Source organism: Brucella grignonensis (assembly GCF_002252505.1).
GTDB lineage: Bacteria > Pseudomonadota > Alphaproteobacteria > Rhizobiales > Rhizobiaceae > Brucella > Brucella grignonensis.
Genome location: NZ_NNRL01000157.1, coordinates 386,980 through 409,286, shown reverse-complemented (window position 1 = coordinate 409,286; position 22,307 = coordinate 386,980). Strand labels below are relative to the sequence as shown.

Genomic DNA, 22,307 nt, shown 5'->3' with positions numbered 1-22,307 from the left:
TTCCGCCTGCTGACTTGCGAGTTCTATCCGGGCTACGCCTTTGTGTAGCCCGGATCAGATGATGCGATCAGTAGCCGAGGCCCTTTTTGGCCTCATACACAGCCTTCGGATCGTCAGCTTGTGTGTAAAGCTTGGATTCGGTCTGGATCCACTTTGGTGGAACGGTGCCATTGGCTTTCAGAGCTTCGATCACGTCGAAAGCCGGGCCTGCCATGTTTGGCGTCAGTTCAACTGTCGCATTGGCTTCGCCATTGGCCATGGCCTGGAAGATATCTGGAACTGCATCAATGGAAACAACCTTGATGTCGGTGCCTGGCTTGAGGCCAGCTTCCTTTATTGCCTGAATTGCGCCTACAGCCATGTCGTCATTATGGGCGTAGACGGCACAGATATCCTTGCCGCCGCCTTCGGCCTTGATAAAGCTTTCCATGACTTCCTTACCCTTGGTACGGGTGAAGTCACCAGTCTGCGAGCGGGAAATCTTGATATTGTTATGACCTGCAAGTGCTTCTTCGAAGCCCTTCTTGCGGTTGATTGCAGGGGACGAACCCGTGGTTCCCTGAAGCTCGACCACATTGCACGGTTTATCGCCCACGTCTTTCACCAGCCACTCGCCAGCGACCTTGCCTTCATGGACCTGATCGGAAGTGACGGCAGTGAGATAGAGATCTTCCGGTGCATCAATCTGGCGGTCGAGAAGGACGACAGGAATTTCAGCTTCCTTGGCTTCTTTCAGAACAGCATCCCAGCCCGTAGCAACAACTGGCGCGATCAGGATGGCATCGACGCCCTGCGCGATGAAACCGCGAACGGCCTTGATCTGATTTTCCTGTTTCTGCTGCGCGTCGGCAAACTTGAGGGTGTGGCCACGCTTTTCAGCTTCCTGCTTCGTTACGCTTGTTTCGGCGGCACGCCAGCCCGATTCCGAACCGATCTGCGAAAAGCCGACAGTCAATGAGGCTGCAGATACGCTTGAAATCAGGGCAAAAGAAAATGCGGCCGTCAGGGCCGTCAAACTGCATTTCATAATAGTTCCTCCCAATAAAAGGCCCTCCCGGCCTTACCGGTTATGAAGCATATAATATTACTTTATAGCAAGCGCATTTCGGTTGTTCGCTGAAAATTGGGGGTGCGACAAACGTGCATATCCATCAATTGCATATGTAAATCATAGGTTTAAATGCCCAGTGGGGGTAGCCTCTCTTGGAGGGCGATCTATGCTGTGTTTCGCTTGCTTGACAAGTGGGTGTTTGACAAAATAGTCATATTAATAAGAAGGAACCGTTGATTGACACGTTTGTGCTTTTGATCGGTCGGGAAGAATGTTCCGCAAGAGTTTTGCGGAAAATGGGAGGTTCAATGTTACGTCTGATACAGTTCCGCGATGCGCGCGGAGGAGCACGTGTGGCTGTATGCGATGATGAAGGTGCTGCACATGTCGTGAATGGCGTGACTACGACTTATGAATTGGCCTGGGCCGCGATTTCTGCAGGCATCAGCCTTGCGGAGCAGGTAAAAAGTAACGGCAAGGGCGAGACTGTCGATATCGACGCGGTTCTGGCCGTGGGTCGTGTCGGTCTGCCGATTACGCATGATGATCCAGCACATCTGATTGTTGCGGGCACGGGCCTCACACATCTTGGCTCTGCTGACGGTCGCGACAAGATGCACAAGGCAGCGCAGGCCGCCGAAAAGCCGACCGATTCCATGCGTATGTTCCTGATGGGTGTCGAAGGCGGCAAACCGAAGCCGGGCGAAACCGGCGTGCAGCCGGAATGGTTCTACAAGGGTGACGGTTCGGCGCTGGTGGCAACCGGCGGCGAACTGGTTTCGCCTTCCTTTGCCGAGGATGGTGGCGAAGAGCCGGAGCTGGCAGGCATCTACCTGATTGGCCCGGATGGTACGCCGTTCCGGCTTGGCTTCTGCCTTGCCAATGAATTTTCCGACCATGTGACCGAGAAGCAGAACTATCTCTGGCTTGCCCATTCCAAGCTGCGTCAGGCATCGCTTGGTCCTGAGCTTTATGTGGGTGACCTACCGGATCATGTTGAAGGCGTTTCGCGGATTCGTCGCGGCGATCAGGTGATCTTTGAAAAGCCGTTCCTTTCGGGCGAAGCGAACATGTCGCACACGATCGCCAATCTGGAACACCATCATTTTAAATATGAGCTGTTCCGCCGTCCGGGCGATATTCATGTTCATTTCTTTGGCACGGCAACCTTGTCGTTTTCGGAGGGCGTAAAGACGGAAGCTGGCGACCAGTTCGAGATTTCCGCCAAGCCGTTCCGTTATCCGCTGGTCAACAGGCTGGCTCAGGCGGCAGCCGAAAACCTTGTCGTGAAGGCGCTCTGAAATGGTGCGGGAATCGAACATCGCTCTCGCAATCGTCGGTCTGGGCAAGATTGCGCGTGACCAGCATCTGCCGTCTATTGAAGCCGTCGATGGCATTGAACTGAAAGCCATTGCCAGCCGCAATGCCGGGCTGGACGGCCTGCCGTCTTTTCACGACATCGATGAGCTGCTGGGCAGTGACATCGCCGTTGACGCGGTGTCGCTCTGCACGCCGCCGCAAGGGCGCTTTAGCCAAGCCTACGCAGCCTTGAAGGCGCGCAAGCATGTGATGCTGGAGAAGCCTCCGGGTGCGACGATTTCGGAAGTGCAGGCGCTGAAGCGTTTTGCTGAAAAGCAGGGCGTTACGCTTTATGCGACATGGCATTCGCGCGAAGCCGCGGCCGTTGAACCGGCACGCGAATTTCTGAAAGGCGCTGCAATCAAGTCTGTTGCCGTGTCGTGGAAAGAGGACGTGCGCCATTGGCATCCCGGCCAGCAATGGATCTGGGAGCCGGGTGGTCTCGGTGTGTTCGACCCAGGCATTAATGCGCTTTCCATCGTCACGCATATTTTGCCGGAGCGCTTCTTTCTCACGCAATCCGATCTTTATTTTCCCGAAAACCGTGCGGCACCCATCGCAGCCGATCTCAAGTTTCAGACGGAAAGCGGCATACCGGTTTCGTTCGAACTGGACTGGCGGCAGACTGGCCCGCAGACATGGGACATTCGCGTCGAGACCGATAAAGGAATGCTGCTTCTCAGCCATGGCGGTAGCCGCCTGACCATCGCAGGCACGGAGAAAATGGCCGAGCCGGATCGTGAATATCAGCGTCTTTACCAGAATTTTGTGAAGCTGGTTGGCGAAGGGCAGAACGATGTCGATCTTGCTCCACTGACCCATGTGGCCGATGCTTTCCTTCTGGGGCAGCGGCATCTGGTTGAAGCATTTGAAGATTAGAGCGCATCCCGAAAAGTGTGAAACGATTTTCGGACAAGATGCGAGATGAAGCAAAGAGTTAGAAGCGCCGATCTGGTTGGAATGGATTGGCGTCGAAGGAAATGAGGCCGCGGGGCGGTCTCTTACCCACGCAGGACAGTGAAATGAATAAGCCCGTTACTCCTCAGACGCCAAAGTTCCGTTCACGCGCATGGTTCGATAATCCGGACAATGTGGATATGACCGCGCTCTATCTTGAGCGCTACATGAATTACGGTCTCAGTCAGGAAGAGCTGCAATCGGGACGACCGATCATCGGCATTGCGCAGACGGGCTCCGACCTCTCACCTTGCAACCGTCATCATCTGGAGCTGGCCAATCGCGTGCGTGAAGGTGTGCGTGAAGCGGGCGGTATCGTGATCGAATTTCCGGTCCATCCGATCCAGGAAACCGGCAAGCGCCCGACCGCTGGTCTGGACCGCAACCTTGCCTATCTCGGCCTCGTGGAAGTGCTTTATGGCTATCCGCTTGATGGCGTCGTGCTGACAATCGGCTGCGACAAGACCACGCCTGCCTGCCTGATGGCTGCTGCGACCGTCAATATTCCGGCGATTGCGCTGTCGGTTGGTCCGATGCTCAATGGCTGGTTCCGGGGTGAGCGTACGGGTTCGGGCACCATCGTCTGGAAGGCGCGCGAGCTGCTGGCCAAGGGCGAGATCGATTATGCTGGCTTTATCAAGCTGGTTGCGTCTTCGGCACCATCGACCGGCTATTGCAACACGATGGGCACGGCAACGACGATGAATTCGCTTGCCGAAGCGCTTGGAATGCAGTTGCCGGGCTCCGCCGCCATTCCAGCGCCTTATCGTGACCGTCAGGAAGTTTCTTATCTGACCGGTCGTCGCATCGTCGAGATGGTCTATGAAGACCTCAAGCCTTCCGATGTCATGACCAAGGAAGCTTTCATCAATGCCATCCGCGTCAATTCCGCTATCGGCGGTTCGACCAATGCGCCGATCCATCTGAACGCGCTTGCGCGCCATGTCGGCGTGGAACTGACGGTCGATGACTGGCAGAAATATGGCGAGGAAATTCCGCTTCTGGTTAATCTTCAGCCAGCGGGCGAATATCTTGGTGAAGACTACTACCATGCGGGCGGTGTGCCAGCCGTCGTCAATCAGCTGATGGGGCAGGGCCTCATCAATGAAAATGCGCTGACCGTCAATGGCAAGACCATCGGCGAGAATTGCAAGAACGCGACCATCGAAGACGGCAATGTCATCAAGACCTACGATCAGCCGCTGAAGAAGCATGCCGGTTTCCGCGTGCTGCGGGGCAATCTGTTCTCGTCGGCGATCATGAAGCTCAGCGTCATTTCAGATGAGTTCCGCAATCGCTACCTGTCTGACGACAAGGACCCGAATGCCTTTGAAGGTAAGGCGGTCGTGTTCGACGGGCCGGAAGATTATCATCACCGCATTGACGATCCGGCACTGGAAATCGACGAGCATACGGTGCTGTTCATGCGCGGCGCTGGCCCCATCGGTTATCCCGGTGCGGCGGAAGTCGTTAACATGCGCGCCCCGGATTATCTTTTGAAGAAGGGCATCACTTCGCTGCCATGCATCGGCGACGGTCGCCAGTCGGGCACGTCGGGTTCGCCTTCGATCCTCAATGCCTCACCGGAAGCTGCCGCTGGCGGCGGTCTGGCGCTGCTCAGAATGGGTGATCGTGTGCGTATCGATCTTGGTCGCGGTACAGCGGATATTCTTATTTCCGATGAGGAACTCGCGGAGCGTCGCAAAGCTCTCGAGGCTGCCGGTGGCTACAAATATCCGGAAAGCCAGACGCCGTGGCAGGAAATCCAGCGCGCCGTTGTCGGCCAGATGGAAACCGGTGCAGTTCTCGAAAATGCGGTCAAGTATCAGGACATCGCGCATACGCGTGGCCTGCCACGAGACAACCACTAAGGTTTCCCGGATGGCTCTTGATAAAAAGCCATTTGCGGCAGTTGCGGACTGGGGCACCACCCGGTTCCGCCTCTGGACGCTGGATTTTGATGGCAATGTGCTGGGCGAAAGCCGTGGTGATGACGGCCTGCTGCAGGCAAAAGAAGCCGGTTTCGAGCCAACACTCGAACGGCACCTTGCTTCTGTCGGCGCGCCGGACGATCTGCCGGTGGTGATCTGTGGCATGGCCGGTTCGCGGACCGGCTGGATCGAAGCGCCCTATATGAGCCTGCCCGCGGGGCTGGACGGTATCGTGAAGGCTGCGGTGCGCGTGCCTGCGCGCCGTCACGTCATCATGTTGCCGGGCGTCGCGCGTCGGGATGAAACCGCCCCAGACGTGATGCGCGGCGAGGAGACAAAATTGCTCGGTCTTGTGCACGGCGGCACGCATGATGCGGTTGTCGTCATGCCTGGTACTCATGCCAAATGGGTGCGGATTGCCGACGGTGGCCTTGCCGATTACCGAACCTTCATGACCGGCGAAATGTTCGCTCTTTTGAAGGAAAAATCGGTGCTGGCCGGTGCATTGGAAGGTGCTGGTGCGGTCGATCCGAATGGTGAGGTTTTCGCTGCCGGTGTCAGGGCGTCGCTCGAAAACCCGGCACTGATTTCCAACGCGCTGTTTTCCATTCGCGCAGGCTGGCTCGTCCATGATCGCAAGCCGACCGATCAGCTGGCCCGTTTGTCGGGCTTGTTGATCGGGCTGGAAGTGGCAGGCGGGCGCATGCTTTATGGCAAACCCGAAGAAGTGCTGCTCCTTTCAGACGACACGATGGGGGCGCTCTATGCCAGTGCGCTTGAAATTGCCGGGCTGGCAGTCAGGCGCGTCGCTGCGGATGAGTTGGTGCGTGACGGCCTGTTCATGGCTGCAAAACACGCCTTCGGAGGAGCTGCGCAATGAGCGACCGCATTACATGGCCAAAGCTGCGCTATCCGCTGGTCGCTATCCTGCGCGGCATTCGCCCGGAAGAAACGGAAGCAATCGTCGGAGCACTGATCGAGACGGGTTTCGAGGCGATTGAAATCCCGCTCAATTCGCCGGAGCCTTTCGTTTCTATTGAGAAGGCGGCGAAGCTTGCGCCTGCGGGCGTGTTGATCGGGGCCGGGACCGTGTTGAGTGTCGAAGATGTGGACCGTCTCAACGATGTCGGCGGCAGGCTTCTGGTCAGCCCCAATGTCGAGCCGGATGTCATCCGTCGTGCCGGACAGCACGGCATGGTGACGATGCCCGGTGTTTTCACGCCGACGGAAGCCTTTTCGGCGATCCGTGCAGGCGCATCGGCGCTGAAATTCTTTCCGGCCAGCGTGCTCGGCGCGGACGGTATCAAGGCGATATCCGCCGTCTTGCCGAAGGATATTCCGGTCGGCGCTGTGGGCGGTGTTTCAGAGGCTGATTTTGCGACCTATCGGGCAGCGGGAGTGAGCTGCTTCGGACTCGGTTCCAGTCTTTACAAGGCCGGATTGACGGTTGCTGAGATTCGCGAACGCGCCGAGCGCGCGGTTGCGGCATGGGACAAGATCGCGGGCTGACGGCCCCTTGAGAACTTGTTCCGGAGGAATTCCGCATGGCCGGAAGGCGGGGGCGGAAATTTTGGGAGAACGACAGGCGGAAAAGCCTGTCCCAATTTGGGAGTGAGACAATGGCAGGCATGAAATCTCTAACACTGGCAGTCGCGATGGCCGCGCTTGCCTTTAGCGGTCTGGCGCATGCGGAAGACAAGGGTCTTGTCGCCGTCGCCATGCCGACGAAGTCTTCGGCGCGCTGGATTGCCGATGGCGACAACATGGTCAAGGTGCTGAAGGAACGCGGCTATCAGACCGATCTTCAGTATGCTGAAGACGATGTGCCCAATCAGCTGGCGCAGATCGAGAACATGGTGACCAAGGGCGCCAAGGTTCTCGTCGTTGCATCCATCGACGGCACGACGCTTTCCGATGTTCTGGCCAAGGCCCATGATGCGGGCATCAAGGTCATCGCCTATGATCGCCTGATCCGCGATACGCCGAATGTCGATTATTATGCGACCTTCGACAATTTCCAGGTCGGCGTGCTGCAGGCCCAGTCCATCGAAACCGCGCTGGACCTCAAGAACAAGCCGGGTCCGTTCAATGTCGAGCTTTTCGGCGGTTCGCCGGACGATAACAACGCCTACTTCTTCTACAACGGCGCGATGTCCGTTCTGCAGCCTTATATCGATAGCGGCAAAGTCGTTATCGGCAGCGGCCAGACCGGCATGGACAAGGTTGCAACGCTGCGCTGGGACGGTGCAACTGCTCAGGCCCGCATGGACTCGATCCTTTCGGCCTATTATTCCGACAAGAAGCTCGATGCAGTCCTGTCGCCTTATGACGGCATCTCCATCGGTATCCTGTCGTCCCTCAAGGGTGTAGGCTATGGCAGCGGCGACATGCCAATGCCGGTCGTTTCCGGTCAGGATGCGGAAGTGCCTTCGGTGAAGTCGATCCTCGCTGGCGAACAGAACTCGACCATCTTCAAGGATACGCGCGAACTCGCCAAGGTCACGGTCGATATGGTCGATGCGCTGATGACCGGCAAGGAGCCGGAAGTCAATGACACCAAGACCTATGACAATGGCGTCAAGGTTGTGCCGTCGTATCTGCTCAAGCCGGTGATCGTCGACAAGTCGAACTGGAAGCAGGTTCTGGTCGATAGCGGTTACTACAAGGAAGACCAGATCCAGTAATGCGGTTTTGGGCGTATCGGAGGATATGCCCGTAACCTTTCTGCATGCCATTGCCCCAAATCCCCAGCCTTTCGGCTGGGGTAGGCTCGGCGATTGACAGCGTTGTCTTTTTGTTGAGGGCAATGGCAAAGCAGATTTGTAATGGGAGCGAGCGATGAATGTAGCCAATCCTGTCCCGCGTGAGCAGCCTGACGGTGAGCCGGAAATTGCCGGCAAGCCGCTTCTGGAAATGCGCGGCATCAGCAAGTCTTTCGGCGTCGTCAAAGCGCTGAGCGATGTCAATTTCTCGGTCATGCCGGGCGAGATTCATGCCTTTGTCGGCGAGAACGGAGCAGGCAAGTCGACCTTGATGAAGGTGCTGTCGGGTGTCTATCCGCATGGCAGCTACGAGGGGTCGATCTTCTTCGACGGCGAAGAGCGGCAGTTTCGCGACATCAACGATTCCGAGGCGCTTGGCATCGTCATCATCCATCAGGAGCTGGCGCTCATACCGCTCATGACGATTGCCGAGAACATTTTCCTCGTCAATCCGCCGGCAAGCTACGGCGTCATCGACCGCAGCACGGTGCACAAGCGCACTCGCGAGCTTTTGCAGAAGGTTGGCCTGTCGGAATCGCCCGATACGCTTGTCACCGATATCGGTGTCGGCAAGCAGCAGCTGGTCGAAATCACCAAGGCATTGTCGAAGCGCGTGCGGCTTTTGATCCTTGATGAGCCCACCGCAAGCCTCAACGAGACGGACAGCGCGGCATTGCTGGCGCTTCTGCGTGAGTTTCGTGCTCAAGGCATCACCTCGATCCTCATTTCGCACAAACTCAACGAAATCCGCGAAGTTGCCGACAAGATCACGGTGTTGCGCGATGGCAAGGCAGTGGCGACACTCGACTGTAATGCGGGCGAAGTCGAGGAAGACGACATCATTCGCAAGATGGTCGACCGCGATCTAGAAAGCCGCTACCCAAAGCGCGATCCGAAGATCGGTGAGGTGATTTTCGAAGTCGACAACTGGTCAGTGCATCACCCGCTGCATCCGGAGCGGCACTCGGTCAAGAACGTGTCGTTCAAGGTGAGGGCAGGCGAAATCGTCGGTATTGCCGGATTGATGGGGGCGGGACGCACAGAATTCGCCATGAGTCTGTTCGGGCGTTCATGGGGCACGAATATCAGCGGCGAGGCGCGTATCAACGGCAACAATGCCGATATTTCCACTGTGGCGCGGGCCATCAAAGCGGGGCTTGCCTATGTGACAGAGGATCGCAAGAAGCTCGGCCTGGTCTTAGGTGAAAACATTTCGCGCAATATCTCTCTTGCGCATTTACGCGGTGTCAGCCCGAAAGGCATCATCGACGATATTCGCGAAATGAAGATCGCGAACTCCTATCGCGAACAGATGAGCATTCGCTGCCACAATGTCTATCAGGAGACAGGCACGCTTTCGGGCGGCAACCAGCAGAAGGTGGTGCTGTCGAAGTGGCTCTTCACCGGACCCGACGTGCTGATTCTCGATGAACCGACGCGCGGCATCGATGTCGGTGCGAAATATGACATCTACACAATCATCAATTCACTGGCGGATAGCGGCAAGGGTGTAGTCGTCATTTCTTCGGAAATGCCAGAGCTGATCGGCATCTGCGACCGCATCGTCGTCATGCATGAAGGTGCCTTCGTCGGCGAAGTCGCTGGCGAGGAAGCAACGCAGGAAAACATTATGCGCGCCATCATGCGGAACAAGGGAAAACGGCCATGAGCGAGAATATCATCGGAAGCAGTGGATCGAAAGCTCCGGCGAGCAGCGTGGGGCGGTATCTCAAGAACAATCTGCGCGAATCCGGCATGCTGATCTCGCTGGTCGCGATCATGATCTTTTTCCAGATCGTGACTGGCGGTGTGCTTATGAAGCCGCTGAACCTCACCAATCTAGTTCTACAGAACAGCTATATCGTCATCATGGCGCTTGGTATGCTGCTCATCATCGTCACCGGTCATATCGACCTTTCGGTCGGCTCGGTCTGTGGCTTTATCGGTGCGCTCGCGGCTGTGATGATGGTCAAATGGGGCGTGCCATTTCCTATTGCCGCCATTCTGTGCCTGCTGGCCGGTGGCATCATCGGTGCGATGCAGGGCTTTTGGGTCGCCTATTTCAATATTCCGTCCTTCATCGTCACGCTGGCGGGCATGTTGGTCTTCAAGGGCTTGACACTTGCCGTGCTTGGCGGCCAGTCGGTCGGGCCGTTTCCGGTCGTGTTCCAGAAACTTTCGTCCGGCTTTATTCCGGAAATCATCGGCACGACAGGCGGCGTCTATCTGACATCGCTCATCATCGGCGTGCTACTGGCCGGTTTCATGATCTGGCAGAATGTCAAATCGCGTCAGCGTCATATCGCGCATGAAGTGGAAACCGAGCCTTTTGGACTTTTCGTCATCAAGAACATCCTGTTCTTTTCGGCGATTGCCTATCTGTCGCTTTTGATTTCCATGCATCGCGGCTTGCCGAACGTCCTCATCATTATGGCCGTTCTGATTGCGGCCTATGCGTTCCTCACCAATCGAACCATACTCGGGCGGCAGATTTATGCAGTCGGCGGGAACCGGCATGCAGCCAAGCTTTCGGGCGTGAAGACCGAACGGCTGACATTTCTGGCTTTCGTCAATATGGGTGTGCTGGCGGCGTTGGCCGGTCTGGTCTTTGCGGCGCGCCTCAACACGGCAACGCCCAAGGCCGGTATCGGCTTCGAGCTGGACGTGATCGCGGCCTGCTTCATCGGCGGTGCTTCCGCCTATGGCGGTGTGGGCCGTGTGACAGGTGCCGTGATCGGCGCGCTCATCATGGGCGTGATGAACAACGGCATGTCGATCCTCGGCATCGGCATCGACTATCAGCAGGTCATCAAAGGGATCGTGCTGCTGGGGGCTGTCTGCATCGACGTCTATAACCAGAAACGCTGATATTTCGGCTCTGGCGGCCTGCAAATGGCGTTGTTTTGCGCTTCCGGTGCTCACGTACCTTGTTTAGGCACATAATCTTATCCGAAAAGTCTGCAACTTTTCGGGATTATATTCAGAAGTACGCTGCGCTCCGGTTCTCAAACTTCACCATTTTCGGCTCGCCATAACCAAAATCTTAGCCGCTTCACTGACGTGCGGCGGTTCAGTTTTCAGATTGCCGTTCGGCGCGCGTGATCGAGATAGATCTCGCGCAGGCGCTGGGCAACTGGACCGGGTGTGCCAGTGCCGATGGTCTTCTCGTCGATGACGGTGATCGGTGTGACGAATGTGCCAGCACTGGTGAGGAAAGCTTCCTTCGCCGCATAGGCTTCATCGATGGTGAAGAGGCGCTCTTCCAGCTTCATGCCGGTCTCGGCGATCAGCTGCAGGAGCGAAAGCCGCGTGCAGCCGGGCAGAATGGAATTGCTGTTCGGGCGTGTAACGACGACATCATCTTCGGTCACAATATAGGCGGTCGACGATGCGCCTTCGGTCACATAGCCGTCCTCGATCATCCAGGCTTCATCGCAACCGGCGCTCTTGGCGATTTCCTTGGCAAGCGCTTGCGGCAGCAGACAGACCGTCTTGATGTCGCGGCGCTTCCAGCGCAGATCGCCCAGCGAAAGCACGCGGGCGCCGGTCTTCAGCGCAGGCTTGTCGAGCAGATTGGCTTCCTGCGTGAACAGGACAACCGAAGGCTGCATGCCTTTCGCGGGCACGAAATCACGGTCGCGTCCGTCGCCGCGTGTTACCTGCAGATAGACCAGACCTTCAGTCAGATTGTTGCGGCGGATCAGTTCACGCTCGATGGCCACGATCTCGTCTTCGTTCATCGGCATCGGAATGCCGATTTCACGGGTCGAGCGGCGCAGGCGTCGCATATGCGGCTCGCTGTCGATGAGCTTGCCTTCGAGCACGGCAGTCACTTCGTAAATACCGTCGCCGAACAGGAAGCCACGGTCAAAGATGGAAATGCGCGCATCGCGGGCGGAAACATATTCGCCGTTGACATAGACGATGCGGTTTTCAAGTTCTTCTGCTGAAACGGCCATGATTGGATGTGTCCTGAAATGAAAGGGCCGCGACAAAGGTCGCGGCCCTTTCATAGTTCACTCGATATTCTCAAGGAACCATTAATTTCAGGCAGCCTGCTTTGCCGCCGCAATGGCTTCGCTGCGGATTTCTTCCGTCAACTTCAGGCGTAGTTCGGAGAATTCCGGGCTTGCCTTGACGTGGTAGGTGCGTGGATGCTCGATATCGACCGGCGTGATCGATTTGATCTTGCCGGGACGGGCCGTCATCGTAACCACGCGGGTTGCCATGAATATGGCTTCTTCAATATCGTGGGTGACGAAGATGACCGTCTTGTGCTCCCGCTCCCAGATGCCGAGCAGCAGCTCCTGCATCAGTCCGCGGGTCTGGTTGTCGAGTGCGCCGAACGGCTCGTCGAGAAGCAGGATCTTTGGGTCGTTGGCGAGTGCGCGGGCAATCGCCGTACGCTGCTGCATGCCGCCCGAAAGCTGCTTTGGCCAGTGATCTTCAAAGCCGCGCAGCCCGACCTTGTCGATATAGCTGTCCACGATTTCACGCGCCTGTTTTTCCGGCACGCCTTTCTCACGAAGCCCGAAGCCGACATTCTGCCGGATGGTGAGCCATGGGAACAGCGTGTAGGACTGGAACACCATGCCGCGATCTGCACCCGGTCCGGTGACAGGGTTGCCCTCCAGCGTCACGGTGCCGGTGGTGGGCTTGTCGAGACCGGCAATGATGCGAAGAAGCGTGGACTTGCCGCAGCCCGAGGGGCCGAGGACGGTCACGAAATCATTTTTCGGGATGATGAGGTCGGTCGGCTGCAATGCCAGTGTCGGCTTGCCGCCATGCACGCCCGGAAAGGTGCGGCTCACGCCCTTGATGACAAGTTCCTGGTCGCTTTTGGTAACCATTATGCGAACCTCCATGCAAAGAGCCAGCGGTTGAAATATTTGAAGGCAAGGTCCGAGATCAGACCGATGACGCCGATCACGATGATGCCGAAGATGATCTGGCCCGTGGCCATCAGCGCCTGAGAGTTGATGATCATGTAGCCGATGCCGGACGATGCGCCGATGAGTTCGGCCACGATCACATAGGTCCATGCCCAGCCGAGCACGAGGCGCAATGTTTCGGCAATGTCTGGCGCGCTGGCAGGCATGAGCACGCGGCGAATGATGCCGCTGTTCGACGCGCCGAGCGTGTAGGCTGCTTCGACAAGATCGCGACGCGTATTGGAGACCGTCACGGCGATCATGAGAATGATCTGGAACACCGCGCCGATGAAGATGACGAGCAGCTTCTGTGTTTCACCAATGCCTGACCAGAGGATCAACAGCGGAACGAAAGCCGAAGCGGGAAGATAGCGCGCAAAGGAGACGAAGGGCTCCAGCAGCGCTTCAATCGGCTTGTAAGCACCCATGGCGATCCCGAGCGGAATGGCAACGACGCTAGCGAGTATGAAGCCGCCAAGCACGCGCCAGACAGTCATTCCGATATCGGACATAAAGCCTTGATTGGCGATAAGATCCCAACCGTCTTTGACCATGGTGATCGGGTCGGCGAGGAATGTCGGGGAAACGAAACCGCCCAGAGTGGCGATACCCCAGAACACAAAGAAGAGAACGAAGAATAGAATGCCCAGAAATATTCTGGCTCCATTCCCGATTGGTTGCATAGGCTGCATAGACATATCCGTTCAGTCAGACGGTCGCCTCAAGCGCGAGGCGGAAATGAAACAGACCCGGACGAGCCCCGGATAAGGGCAGGAAAAATGTCCGAGTCTGCTCTCTCGGTGCTGTTACTTGATAAAGCTGGTGTCGACAATGTCGTCGAGATTCGGCTTGGTCTTGATCACACCCGCTTCAAGCAGAAGATCGGCGGCTTCTTTAGAAAACTCCTTGAACTCACCCTCAAAGAATTTCTGATTGGCGGCTTTGTCCTGCCAGCGCAGATAGGCTGCTGATTTGCCGAAGTCTTCGCCAGACTGTTTCACATCCTTCCCCATGATTTCATAGGACTTGGCCTGATCGGTTGCGATCATTTCAAGCGCTTCGAAGTAACTATCGGCCAGTGCTTTGGCTGCTTGCGGATTCTTTTCAAGGAAATCCGGGGTGCAGCCAACGGTGTCCATCACAGCTGGATATTCCAGGGTGGTTGCAAGAATCTTGCCTTTATCGGGTGCTGCACGGACCGTTGAGAGATAAGGTTCATAGGTCATGGCCGCATCGTTCTGCCCGGCAACAAAGGCCTGTGCAGCAGGTCCCGGTTCCATGTTGACGACTTTGACGTCCTTGGTTGTCATGCCGTTCTTTGCCAGCATGAAGGCGAGGAAGAAATAGGGCGACGTACCGGGAGCGGAAGCGGCAATCGTTTTGCCCTTCAGATCGGCGAAGGAATTGACGTCTGCGCGAACGGCGATGCCATCAGCGCCATAGGACTTGTCCATCTGGAAAATCTGCTTGGATTTGACACCGGCCGAGTTCCAGATGATCCATGTTTCAACGGTTGTTGCAGCACATTGAATGTCGCCAGAAGCCAGTGCCAAATGGCGGCTGGCCTGCGGAATTTTATTGAGCGTGACGTTCAGGCCGTTTTTCTTGAAGATGCCTGCTTCCTTGGCAAGTGTCAGCGGTCCAAAACCGGTCCAGCCCGAAAAGCCAATAGAGACATTTGTTTCTGCCTGCGCAGCAGAAGCAAAGGTAAGAGCTGCAACAGCAGCGCCAGCCAACCAAGACGTTTTCATACGCGAGTACCCCTTTTATAGTGTTTTAAGCATATACATATTGCCAGCAACAAATTAGCAGGACCGTGGTTTCTGTCCAGTGCGGCTCTTAAAGAAACCTGTTCTCGGGAATCTGACCAGAAGTCATATAAGTATTTGATTACACTTTCATTATCGCGATCATATAGGCTATTCCCTTGCCGTTAAGTTCTATAGGAATCTGAGTTTTTTCCGACATGATTGAGCAATCATGCAAATTCAGATGCGTGATTCCACTGTCTGTTTTTAGATCCAAACTGCCTTCTGCACAGAAAATAAGCATAAGCTCATCGATTGGCTCGACGATCACTGAGTCGCTAACTGCAAGGCGTTTGACCCGATGGTTAAAGCGTCCGCGTCGTGTCATGACGTTGAGATCGATGATTGTGCCGTCGATCAGACGAGCGCCTGATTTGGCATCGGCGGCAAAAGAAAATGGCTCGGTCGTTGTTGTGAGTAGAGTATCAGTACCCTCTACGTTGAGAACAATGCCATTGCCTTCCAGCACTGACAATGTTCGGTCGATGCCGGGGAAGATAGAAAACGGACCATCATTCGCCACCGTTGCGGTGGAGATGCGCCAGTCGAAATTGTCGACTGACGCTCCTTCCGGATGGACGGCGATTTCGACTGTAACGCCGCCGCCGTTTTTCCACGGCATGCGGCGATGATTTTCGGCTTTGAGGATTTCGACCATCAACCGAGCCATCCATTGGATGCTGCCCAGAAGGCAATTGGTGCCGTAAGCAGAATGCTGAGTGCCGTACGAATATACCAGATAACGATCAGGTCCTGGAACTTGAGCGGGATCGAGGTCGCAAGAATGCAGGGGATCGAGGCTGAAAGGAAGAGAACCTGGCTGACCGAGACGACGGCGGCGACGAACTTCAGAACGACATCGGCGTCCTTCAAGAGGATGGCGGGCAGGAACATTTCTGCAAGGCCGGACGCTATGGATTTTGCGGCAAGCATCGGATCGGCCAGTTGCGCAAGCCATGTAAATGGATAGAGCGCCAGACCGAGAATGTCGAAGATCGGCGTATATTTGGACGCGAGCAGGCCGAGAAGCCCGACCGCCATGATGCTGGGAAGGATCATGGCTGCCATGCGCAGGCCATCAAGGAACGTCGCCCCGAGAAGCGGCAGAAGCTTGGGGGCATTTTGTGCCTGCTGGATGCCGGTGTCGATTGCCGTTTGAATACGGCCCTTGCCTTCAGGCAATGGGGTGTCGCGATCGCCGGGATGATCCATGCGGCTCAATGGCCAGATGCGTGCGGTGATCGCGGAGACAATGAAAGTCACGAAGAAAGTGGTCCAGAAATAGAGGTTCCATGCATCCATAAGGCCCAGCGTCTTTGCGACGATGATCATGAAGGTGGCTGATACCGTTGAAAAGCCGGTAGCGACGATTGCCGCTTCGCGGGCGGTGTATTTGCCTTCCTTGTAGACGCGATCGGTGATGAGAAGTGCCAGCGAATAGCTGCCGACGAACGATGCCACAGCATCGATGGCCGACCAGCCCGGCGTGCGCCAGATCGGACGCATGACTGGTTGTACGATGACGCCGGTAAATTCGAGCAGGCCATAGCCAATCAGGAAAGCCAGTGCCAGCGCACCAATTGGAACAATCAGACCGACCGACAATACGAGCTTGTCGAAAAGAAAGGGCAGCATGTCAGGTGTGAAAAGTGCAGCCGGACCGATATTGGCGAGATACATGGCAGTCGCGATGAGGCCGAGCAGACGCAGAACCGAGAAAATTCTTTCGGTTACATTCTTTTTCCACGTGCCCGTTACGAAAGGTGCAAAGGCTCCATAAGCGATAAGCAAGCAGACGAAAACGAGAGCGGCAGGGCGAAGCTGCGTGGCAATCGCGGTCGCTGCGTGGTCGAGCAGGATGGTCGATTTACCGCCAATGGTGACGGGCACGAAAAAGAAAAATATGCCTATGAAGCTGTACATGACCAGTTTCAAAGCCGCCGATCCACGAGAGGACTCATTACGGCCAAGCGCTACGTCTGTCATCGTTATTCCCCAGTATTTACGTATTATCCAGCTATGAAAAAGGCGGCCCCCGGAAGGACCGCCTTTCATTGATTTCTTAGTTGCCAAGGATGGCTGGAAGGCGCAGGCCCTGCTGCTTCGCCCAGTCGAGCGCGATATCGTAGCCCGCATCGGCATGGCGCATGACGCCGGTGGCCGGGTCGTTCCACAACACGCGACCGATGCGCTGATCGGCATCTTCGGTGCCGTCACAGCAGATGACCATGCCCGAATGCTGGCTGAAGCCCATGCCGACGCCGCCGCCGTGATGGAGCGACACCCATGTTGCGCCCGAAGCCGTGTTGAGCAGCGCATTGAGCAGCGGCCAGTCGGAGACTGCGTCCGAGCCGTCCTTCATGGCTTCCGTTTCGCGGTTCGGCGAAGCCACCGAGCCGCTATCGAGGTGATCGCGACCGATAACGATTGGTGCCTTCAGCTCGCCATTGCGGACCATTTCGTTGAAGGCGAGGCCGAGACGATGGCGGTCGCCGAGACCGACCCAGCAGATGCGTGCTGGCAGGCCCTGAAACTCGATGCGTTCCTTTGCCATGTCGAGCCAGTTGTGCAGGTGCTTGTTGTCTGGCAGCAGCTCCTTCACCTTGGCGTCGGTCTTGGCGATATCTTCCGGATCGCCGGAAAGGGCAGCCCAGCGGAATGGGCCGACGCCGCGGCAGAACAGCGGGCGGATATAGGCAGGCACGAAGCCTGGGAAATCGAAGGCGTTTTCCAGACCTTCTTCCAGCGCCATCTGGCGGATGTTGTTGCCGTAATCGACGGTTGGAATGCCAGCATTCCAGAAGTCGAGCATGGCCTGAACCTGCACCTTCATCGAAGCGCGGGCGGCTTTCGCAACGCCCTTCGGATCGCTTTCCTGCTTGGCGCGCCATTCGGCGACGGTCCAGCCGATTGGCAGATAGCCATGCACCGGATCATGCGCCGAGGTCTGGTCGGTGACGATGTCGGGGCGCACGCCGCGCTTGACGAGTTCCGGATAGATTTCAGCCGCATTGCCGATGAGCGCGATGGACTTGGCTTCACCTGCCTTGGTCCATGCATCGATCTTGGCCAGCGCTTCGTCGAGGCTGTGGGTCTTTTCATCGACGTAACGGGTGCGCAGGCGGAAATCGGCGCGGGTTTCGTCGCATTCGACCGCAAGGCAGCAAGCGCCTGCCATCACAGCTGCCAGAGGCTGTGCGCCGCCCATGCCGCCCAAGCCGCCGGTCAGAATCCACTTGCCCTTGAGATTGCCGTCGTAGTGCTGGCGACCGGCTTCCACGAAGGTTTCGTAGGTGCCCTGAACGATGCCCTGTGCGCCGATGTAAATCCACGAACCGGCGGTCATCTGGCCATACATGGCAAGACCCTTCTTATCCAGTTCGTTGAAGTGATCCCAGGTCGCCCAATGCGGCACGAGGTTGGAATTGGCGATGAGAACGCGCGGTGCATCCTTGTGGGTGCGGAACACGCCCACCGGCTTGCCCGACTGCACCAGCAAGGTTTCGTCGTCATTGAGCGTCTTGAGGGTCGCGACAATCTTGTCGAAATCATCCCATGTGCGCGCAGCGCGACCAATGCCGCCATAGACGACCAGCTCATGCGGGCGTTCGGCGACATCGGGGTCAAGGTTGTTCATCAGCATGCGAAGCGGCGCTTCGGTCAGCCAGCTCTTGGCGTTGAGTTCGTCTCCGCGAGGGCTACGTACTTCGCGCTCGTTATGGCGTGGATTGGACATGGTGTTCTCCTCAGGATTTCAGTTCTGCGGCTATTGTTTCCAGCCGCTGCAAAAGGGTTTTGAGATGTACGCGAAGCTTGTCCGCCTTGGCCTCGTCATAGGCGAAGGGAACCGCTTCGGTCGCAAGATGCGTGGATTGGGCAAGCTCCATCTGGATGGCGTGAACGCCAGTTTCCGGCTTGCCGTAATGGCGCGTCGTCCAGCCACCCTTGAAGCGGCCATTGAGAATCGACGTGTAGCCTTCGGCCCGTCCCATAACCTCAACGGCTGCAGCTTCGATCTTCGGATCGCAGGTCTTGCCCATGTCCGTGCCGATGTTGAAATCCGGCAATTTGCCTTCGAACAGGAACGGAATATGCGAGCGGATCGAATGGCAGTCATAAAGGATGGCGACGCCATGGATCGCCTTCACACGCTCGATCTCGGCTAAAAGCGCGTCGTGATAGGGCTTGTGGAAGCGCGTGATGCGGTCGGCAATATCGGCTTCCTTTGGTGCTTCGCCGTCTTTCCAGATGGCAATGCCGTCAAAGTCGGTTTCCGGGATCAGCGTCGTGGTGTTCTGGCCCGGATAGAGGCTGACACCCGCCGGATCACGATTGGCATCAATGCAATAGCGATGGAAGGTGGCGCGCACCGTGGTTGCGCCATCAATAAGGCCATCATAGAGCTGGTGAATATGCCAGTCGGTATCGGCAAGGATGCGGCCATTGTCGTTGAGCCGTGACCAGATGTCGTCGGGAACATCCGTGCCCGTATGGGGAAGGCCCAGAATGACGGGCGAGGTTCCCTGACGAACTTCGAACGGGCTCATGGTCACGCCTCCAGAGAGGGCAGGATGCCGCTCGAAATCGCCCCGGCAAGCACACCGTCAGCCACCAGCTCAGCGGCATTCCTGAGGTCGTCTGCCATATAGCGGTCGTCTTCCAGCGTCGGCACGCGGCCGCGCAGCGCGGCTATCACCTTGGCAAGCTCGGGGCTGGTGGTCAGCGGTTCGCGCAGTTCGACGCCGAGCGCACCGGTCAGTGCTTCGATGCCGATGATGGCATTGAGGTTGGCGGTCATCTGAAGAAGACGGCGTGCGCCATGGCAAGCCATGGACACATGGTCTTCCTGATTGGCCGAAGTCGGAGTGGAATCGACCGAAGCTGGATGCGCCATCTGCTTGTTTTCACTCATGAGTGCCGCAGAAGTGACTTCTGCGATCATCAGGCCGGAATTGAGGCCCGGCTTGCGAGCCAGGAAGGCCGGTAGGCCGAAGGAGAGGGCCGGATCGACCAGCAACGCGATGCGGCGCTGCGAGATCGCGCCGATTTCACAGACGGCCAGCGCAATCTGATCGGCGGCGAAGGCAACAGGTTCAGCATGGAAATTGCCGCCCGATACGGCGCGACCGTCCGAGAGAACGAGCGGATTGTCGGTGACCGCATTGGCTTCGATTTCCAGCGTGCGGGCTGCCTGACGCAGAATGTCGAGGCAAGCGCCATCGACCTGCGGCTGGCAGCGAATGCAATAGGGGTCCTGCACACGCTGGTCGCCCTCAAGGTGGCTCTGGCGGATGACGGAACCTTCGAGCAGGGCGCGCAGTGCCCGGCCAGCGTCGATCTGGCCCTTATGGCCGCGTAGCGTGTGGATTTCCTCGTGGAAAGGTGCATCCGATCCCATTGCGGCATCGGTGGACAATGCGCCGGTGATGAGCGCTGTCTGTGCGGCGCGATGCGCACGGAAAAGACCTGCCAGTGCCAGAGCAGTCGAGGTCTGCGTGCCGTTGATCAGCGCCAGCCCTTCCTTGGCAGCAAGCACAACTGGCTTCAGCCCGGCCTTTTTGAGTGCCTTCGCGCTCGGCAGGCGTTCGCCCTGATAAAAGGCTTCACCTTCACCGATCATGGCCGCAGTCATGTGCGCCAGCGGTGCAAGGTCACCGGACGCGCCAACGGAACCCTTTTCCGGGATCATCGGGATCACGCCTTTTTCCAGCATGTCTTCGATGAGGGTGATGATTTCAAGCCGCACGCCGGAGGCGCCGCGACCGAGCGAAATCAGCTTCAGCGCCATGATGAGGCGCACGATATTTTCGGAAAGCGGTTCGCCGACGCCGCAGCAATGCGACAGGATCAGATTGCGCTGGAGCGTGGCGACATCGCCCGCCGCAATACGGATCGAGGCAAGTTTTCCGAAGCCGGTATTGATGCCATAAACCGGTTCATCCCCTGCCGCGATTTCCGCAATACGCGCCGCAGCCTTTTCGACGCCTGCGTGAAAAGCAGGGTCGATGCGGACGGGGAGACCCTCGCGATAGATTGTTTCAAGTGTTTCAAGCGGCACGCTGCCGGGCTTCAATACGAGGGTCATGGAAAACTCCCAAAGAGCGCATCTCGAAAAACGTGAAGCGGTTTTCGGATAAGATGCGCGTTGAAACAAAAACTCAGATTTGGCCTTTGAACACCCGCTTCCAGAGCGGGTTGAAGCCGATGCGGTAAACAAGCTCTGCCGGGCGCTCGACGTCCCAGATCGCGAGGTCGGCATCCTTGCCAATTTCCAGCGTGCCGGTCTGATCAAGAAGCCCGAGTGCGCGCGCTGCTTCGCGGGTTACGCCTGCGATGCATTCATCGACCGTCATGCGGAAGAGCGTTGCGCCCATATTCATGGTGAGTAAAAGCGAGGTCAGCGGCGAGGTGCCGGGATTGTTGTCGGTGGCGAGCGCCATCTTGGTACCCGCGGCACGGAAAAGCTCGACCGGCGGCTTTTGTGTTTCGCGAATGAAGTAGTAGGCGCCGGGCAGCAGCACAGCTACCGTTCCGGCCTTGGCCATAGCGGCAGCGCCGTCCGCATCCGTATATTCCAGATGATCGGCTGAAAGCGCATCATAGGAAGCGGCAAGAGCTGCGCCATGCAGATTGGACAACTGGTCGGCATGAAGCTTGATCGGAATATTATGCGCCTTGGCAGCATCGAAGACACGGGCGATTTCATCTGGCAAGAAGGCGATGCCTTCGCAGAAACCGTCAACCGCATCGGCCAGATTTTCAGCGGCGATAGCCGGAAGCATATCGTTGATGACGCGGTCGATATAGGCGGCCTTGTCGCCATTCATTTCCGGTGGCAGGGCGTGCGCGCCAAGAAAGGTGGTGCGGATTGTCACGTCGCGTTCTTCGCCAAGACGGCGGGCGGCTTTCAGTGACTTGATTTCGCTGTCGCGGTCGAGGCCATAGCCGGACTTGACTTCAACGGTGGTGACGCCTTCGGCAATCAGTGCATCGAGACGGGGCAGGGTTTCGCGCACCAGATCGTCTTCGCTGGCAGCGCGCAGGTTCTTGACCGAGGAAACAATGCCGCCGCCTGCACGTGCCACTTCTTCGTAAGTGGCGCCATTCAGGCGCAATTCAAACTCATGCGCGCGGTTGCCGGCATGGACAAGATGCGTGTGGCAGTCGATCAGGCCGGGCGTGATCAGGCGGTTCTTGCAGTCGATTTTCTCGAAAGATGCATATTCAGCAGGCAGAGCATTTTCCGGACCGACATAAACGATCTTACCGTCTTTCACGGCGAGCGCTGCATTGTCGATGAGCCCCAGACCCTCGGCGTTTTCACCCAAGGTGGCGATACGGGCGTTGCTGAAAATGTAGCTTGTTTTATCTGGCATGAGCGTTTTCTCGCTTCCCCTGTTTTTCAATAATGTATATACATATTAACGGAGCCGCCAAGAGAAAAAATGCATCCATTTGCGATCTGTTGAAAGATCGGCGTGTGAATTTGGCGAAATGAGGAGCTTGTT

General features: G+C 57.1%; 19 protein-coding genes. 8 read left to right on the top strand and 11 right to left on the bottom strand.

The genetic code is table 11. The features are described 5' to 3' along the window. Positions 1-67: 67 nt before the first annotated feature. A complete protein-coding gene (gene ytfQ / locus CEV33_RS09105) occupies positions 68-1,027 on the bottom strand; it encodes a galactofuranose ABC transporter, galactofuranose-binding protein YtfQ (protein WP_094540169.1) in 960 nt (319 codons plus the stop codon). Positions 1,028-1,359: 332 nt separating this feature from the next. Here ytfQ and araD1 point away from each other — a divergent pair, with 332 nt between their 5' ends. The 8 genes from araD1 (at position 1,360) to mmsB (ending at position 10,928) form a co-directional block, all read left to right on the top strand. Continuing rightward, positions 1,360-2,352, top strand: a complete 993-nt coding sequence (araD1, locus tag CEV33_RS09100; RefSeq protein ID WP_094540168.1) for an AraD1 family protein — start codon at positions 1,360-1,362, stop codon at positions 2,350-2,352. A gap of 1 nt (position 2,353) precedes the next feature. After that, positions 2,354-3,289 (top strand): Gfo/Idh/MocA family protein, encoded by a 936-nt coding sequence (locus CEV33_RS09095; RefSeq protein ID WP_094540167.1) that lies wholly within the window; start codon positions 2,354-2,356, stop codon positions 3,287-3,289. 143 nt (positions 3,290-3,432) lie between these two features. After that, a complete protein-coding gene (locus CEV33_RS09090) occupies positions 3,433-5,238 on the top strand; it encodes an IlvD/Edd family dehydratase (protein WP_094540166.1) in 1,806 nt (601 codons plus the stop codon). 10 nt (positions 5,239-5,248) lie between these two features. Then, positions 5,249-6,178: a 2-dehydro-3-deoxygalactonokinase gene (locus CEV33_RS09085; protein ID WP_094540165.1), complete on the top strand. Its 930-nt coding sequence runs from the start codon at positions 5,249-5,251 to the stop codon at positions 6,176-6,178. After that, positions 6,175-6,807: a 2-dehydro-3-deoxy-6-phosphogalactonate aldolase gene (locus CEV33_RS09080; RefSeq protein ID WP_094540164.1), complete on the top strand. Its 633-nt coding sequence runs from the start codon at positions 6,175-6,177 to the stop codon at positions 6,805-6,807. The genes CEV33_RS09085 and CEV33_RS09080 overlap by 4 nt, the downstream gene beginning before the upstream one ends. Positions 6,808-6,917: 110 nt before the next feature. Beyond that, positions 6,918-7,982 (top strand): multiple monosaccharide ABC transporter substrate-binding protein, encoded by a 1,065-nt coding sequence (gene chvE, locus CEV33_RS09075; protein WP_010659493.1) that lies wholly within the window; start codon positions 6,918-6,920, stop codon positions 7,980-7,982. A gap of 154 nt (positions 7,983-8,136) precedes the next feature. Then, positions 8,137-9,729 carry a multiple monosaccharide ABC transporter ATP-binding protein gene (mmsA, locus tag CEV33_RS09070; protein ID WP_094540163.1) on the top strand — a complete coding sequence of 531 codons (1,593 nt, stop codon included), beginning with the start codon at positions 8,137-8,139 and terminating at the stop codon, positions 9,727-9,729. Then, positions 9,726-10,928, top strand: a complete 1,203-nt coding sequence (gene mmsB, locus CEV33_RS09065; protein ID WP_094540162.1) for a multiple monosaccharide ABC transporter permease — start codon at positions 9,726-9,728, stop codon at positions 10,926-10,928. Before mmsA ends, mmsB begins: the two co-directional genes overlap by 4 nt. A 209-nt stretch (positions 10,929-11,137) precedes the next feature. Here the strand turns inward: mmsB and CEV33_RS09060 are convergent, their stop codons facing one another. From CEV33_RS09060 to hutI, 10 genes are all read right to left on the bottom strand, one after another. Beyond that, positions 11,138-12,019 carry a D-amino-acid transaminase gene (locus CEV33_RS09060; protein WP_094540161.1) on the bottom strand — a complete coding sequence of 294 codons (882 nt, stop codon included), beginning with the start codon at positions 12,017-12,019 and terminating at the stop codon, positions 11,138-11,140. An 87-nt stretch (positions 12,020-12,106) separates the two neighbouring features. Then, positions 12,107-12,910 (bottom strand): ABC transporter ATP-binding protein, encoded by an 804-nt coding sequence (locus CEV33_RS09055; RefSeq protein ID WP_094540160.1) that lies wholly within the window; start codon positions 12,908-12,910, stop codon positions 12,107-12,109. After that, complete coding sequence (locus CEV33_RS09050; protein WP_094540159.1) at positions 12,910-13,683, bottom strand: ABC transporter permease; 774 nt, start codon at positions 13,681-13,683, stop codon at positions 12,910-12,912. Before CEV33_RS09050 ends, CEV33_RS09055 begins: the two co-directional genes overlap by 1 nt. A 114-nt stretch (positions 13,684-13,797) precedes the next feature. Continuing rightward, positions 13,798-14,742 carry an ABC transporter substrate-binding protein gene (locus CEV33_RS09045; RefSeq protein ID WP_094540158.1) on the bottom strand — a complete coding sequence of 315 codons (945 nt, stop codon included), beginning with the start codon at positions 14,740-14,742 and terminating at the stop codon, positions 13,798-13,800. A 139-nt stretch (positions 14,743-14,881) separates the two neighbouring features. After that, the gene (locus tag CEV33_RS09040; protein WP_094540284.1) at positions 14,882-15,460 is read right to left on the bottom strand and encodes a HutD/Ves family protein; all 579 of its coding nucleotides are present in this window, start codon (positions 15,458-15,460) and stop codon (positions 14,882-14,884) included. Continuing rightward, entirely contained in the window at positions 15,457-16,785 is a 1,329-nt protein-coding gene (locus CEV33_RS09035; protein ID WP_094540157.1) for a YjiH family protein, read from the bottom strand. Before CEV33_RS09035 ends, CEV33_RS09040 begins: the two co-directional genes overlap by 4 nt. A 76-nt stretch (positions 16,786-16,861) precedes the next feature. After that, a complete protein-coding gene (gene hutU / locus CEV33_RS09030) occupies positions 16,862-18,535 on the bottom strand; it encodes a urocanate hydratase (RefSeq protein ID WP_094540156.1) in 1,674 nt (557 codons plus the stop codon). Positions 18,536-18,545: 10 nt separating this feature from the next. Next, entirely contained in the window at positions 18,546-19,346 is an 801-nt protein-coding gene (gene hutG / locus CEV33_RS09025) for an N-formylglutamate deformylase (RefSeq protein WP_094540155.1), read from the bottom strand. 2 nt (positions 19,347-19,348) lie between these two features. Further along, on the bottom strand, positions 19,349-20,884 hold the full coding sequence (hutH, locus tag CEV33_RS09020) for a histidine ammonia-lyase (RefSeq protein ID WP_094540154.1): 1,536 nt from the start codon (positions 20,882-20,884) through the stop codon (positions 19,349-19,351). A 73-nt stretch (positions 20,885-20,957) separates the two neighbouring features. Continuing rightward, positions 20,958-22,175 carry an imidazolonepropionase gene (gene hutI / locus CEV33_RS09015; RefSeq protein WP_094540153.1) on the bottom strand — a complete coding sequence of 406 codons (1,218 nt, stop codon included), beginning with the start codon at positions 22,173-22,175 and terminating at the stop codon, positions 20,958-20,960. Between the last annotated feature and the right edge of the window lie 132 nt (positions 22,176-22,307).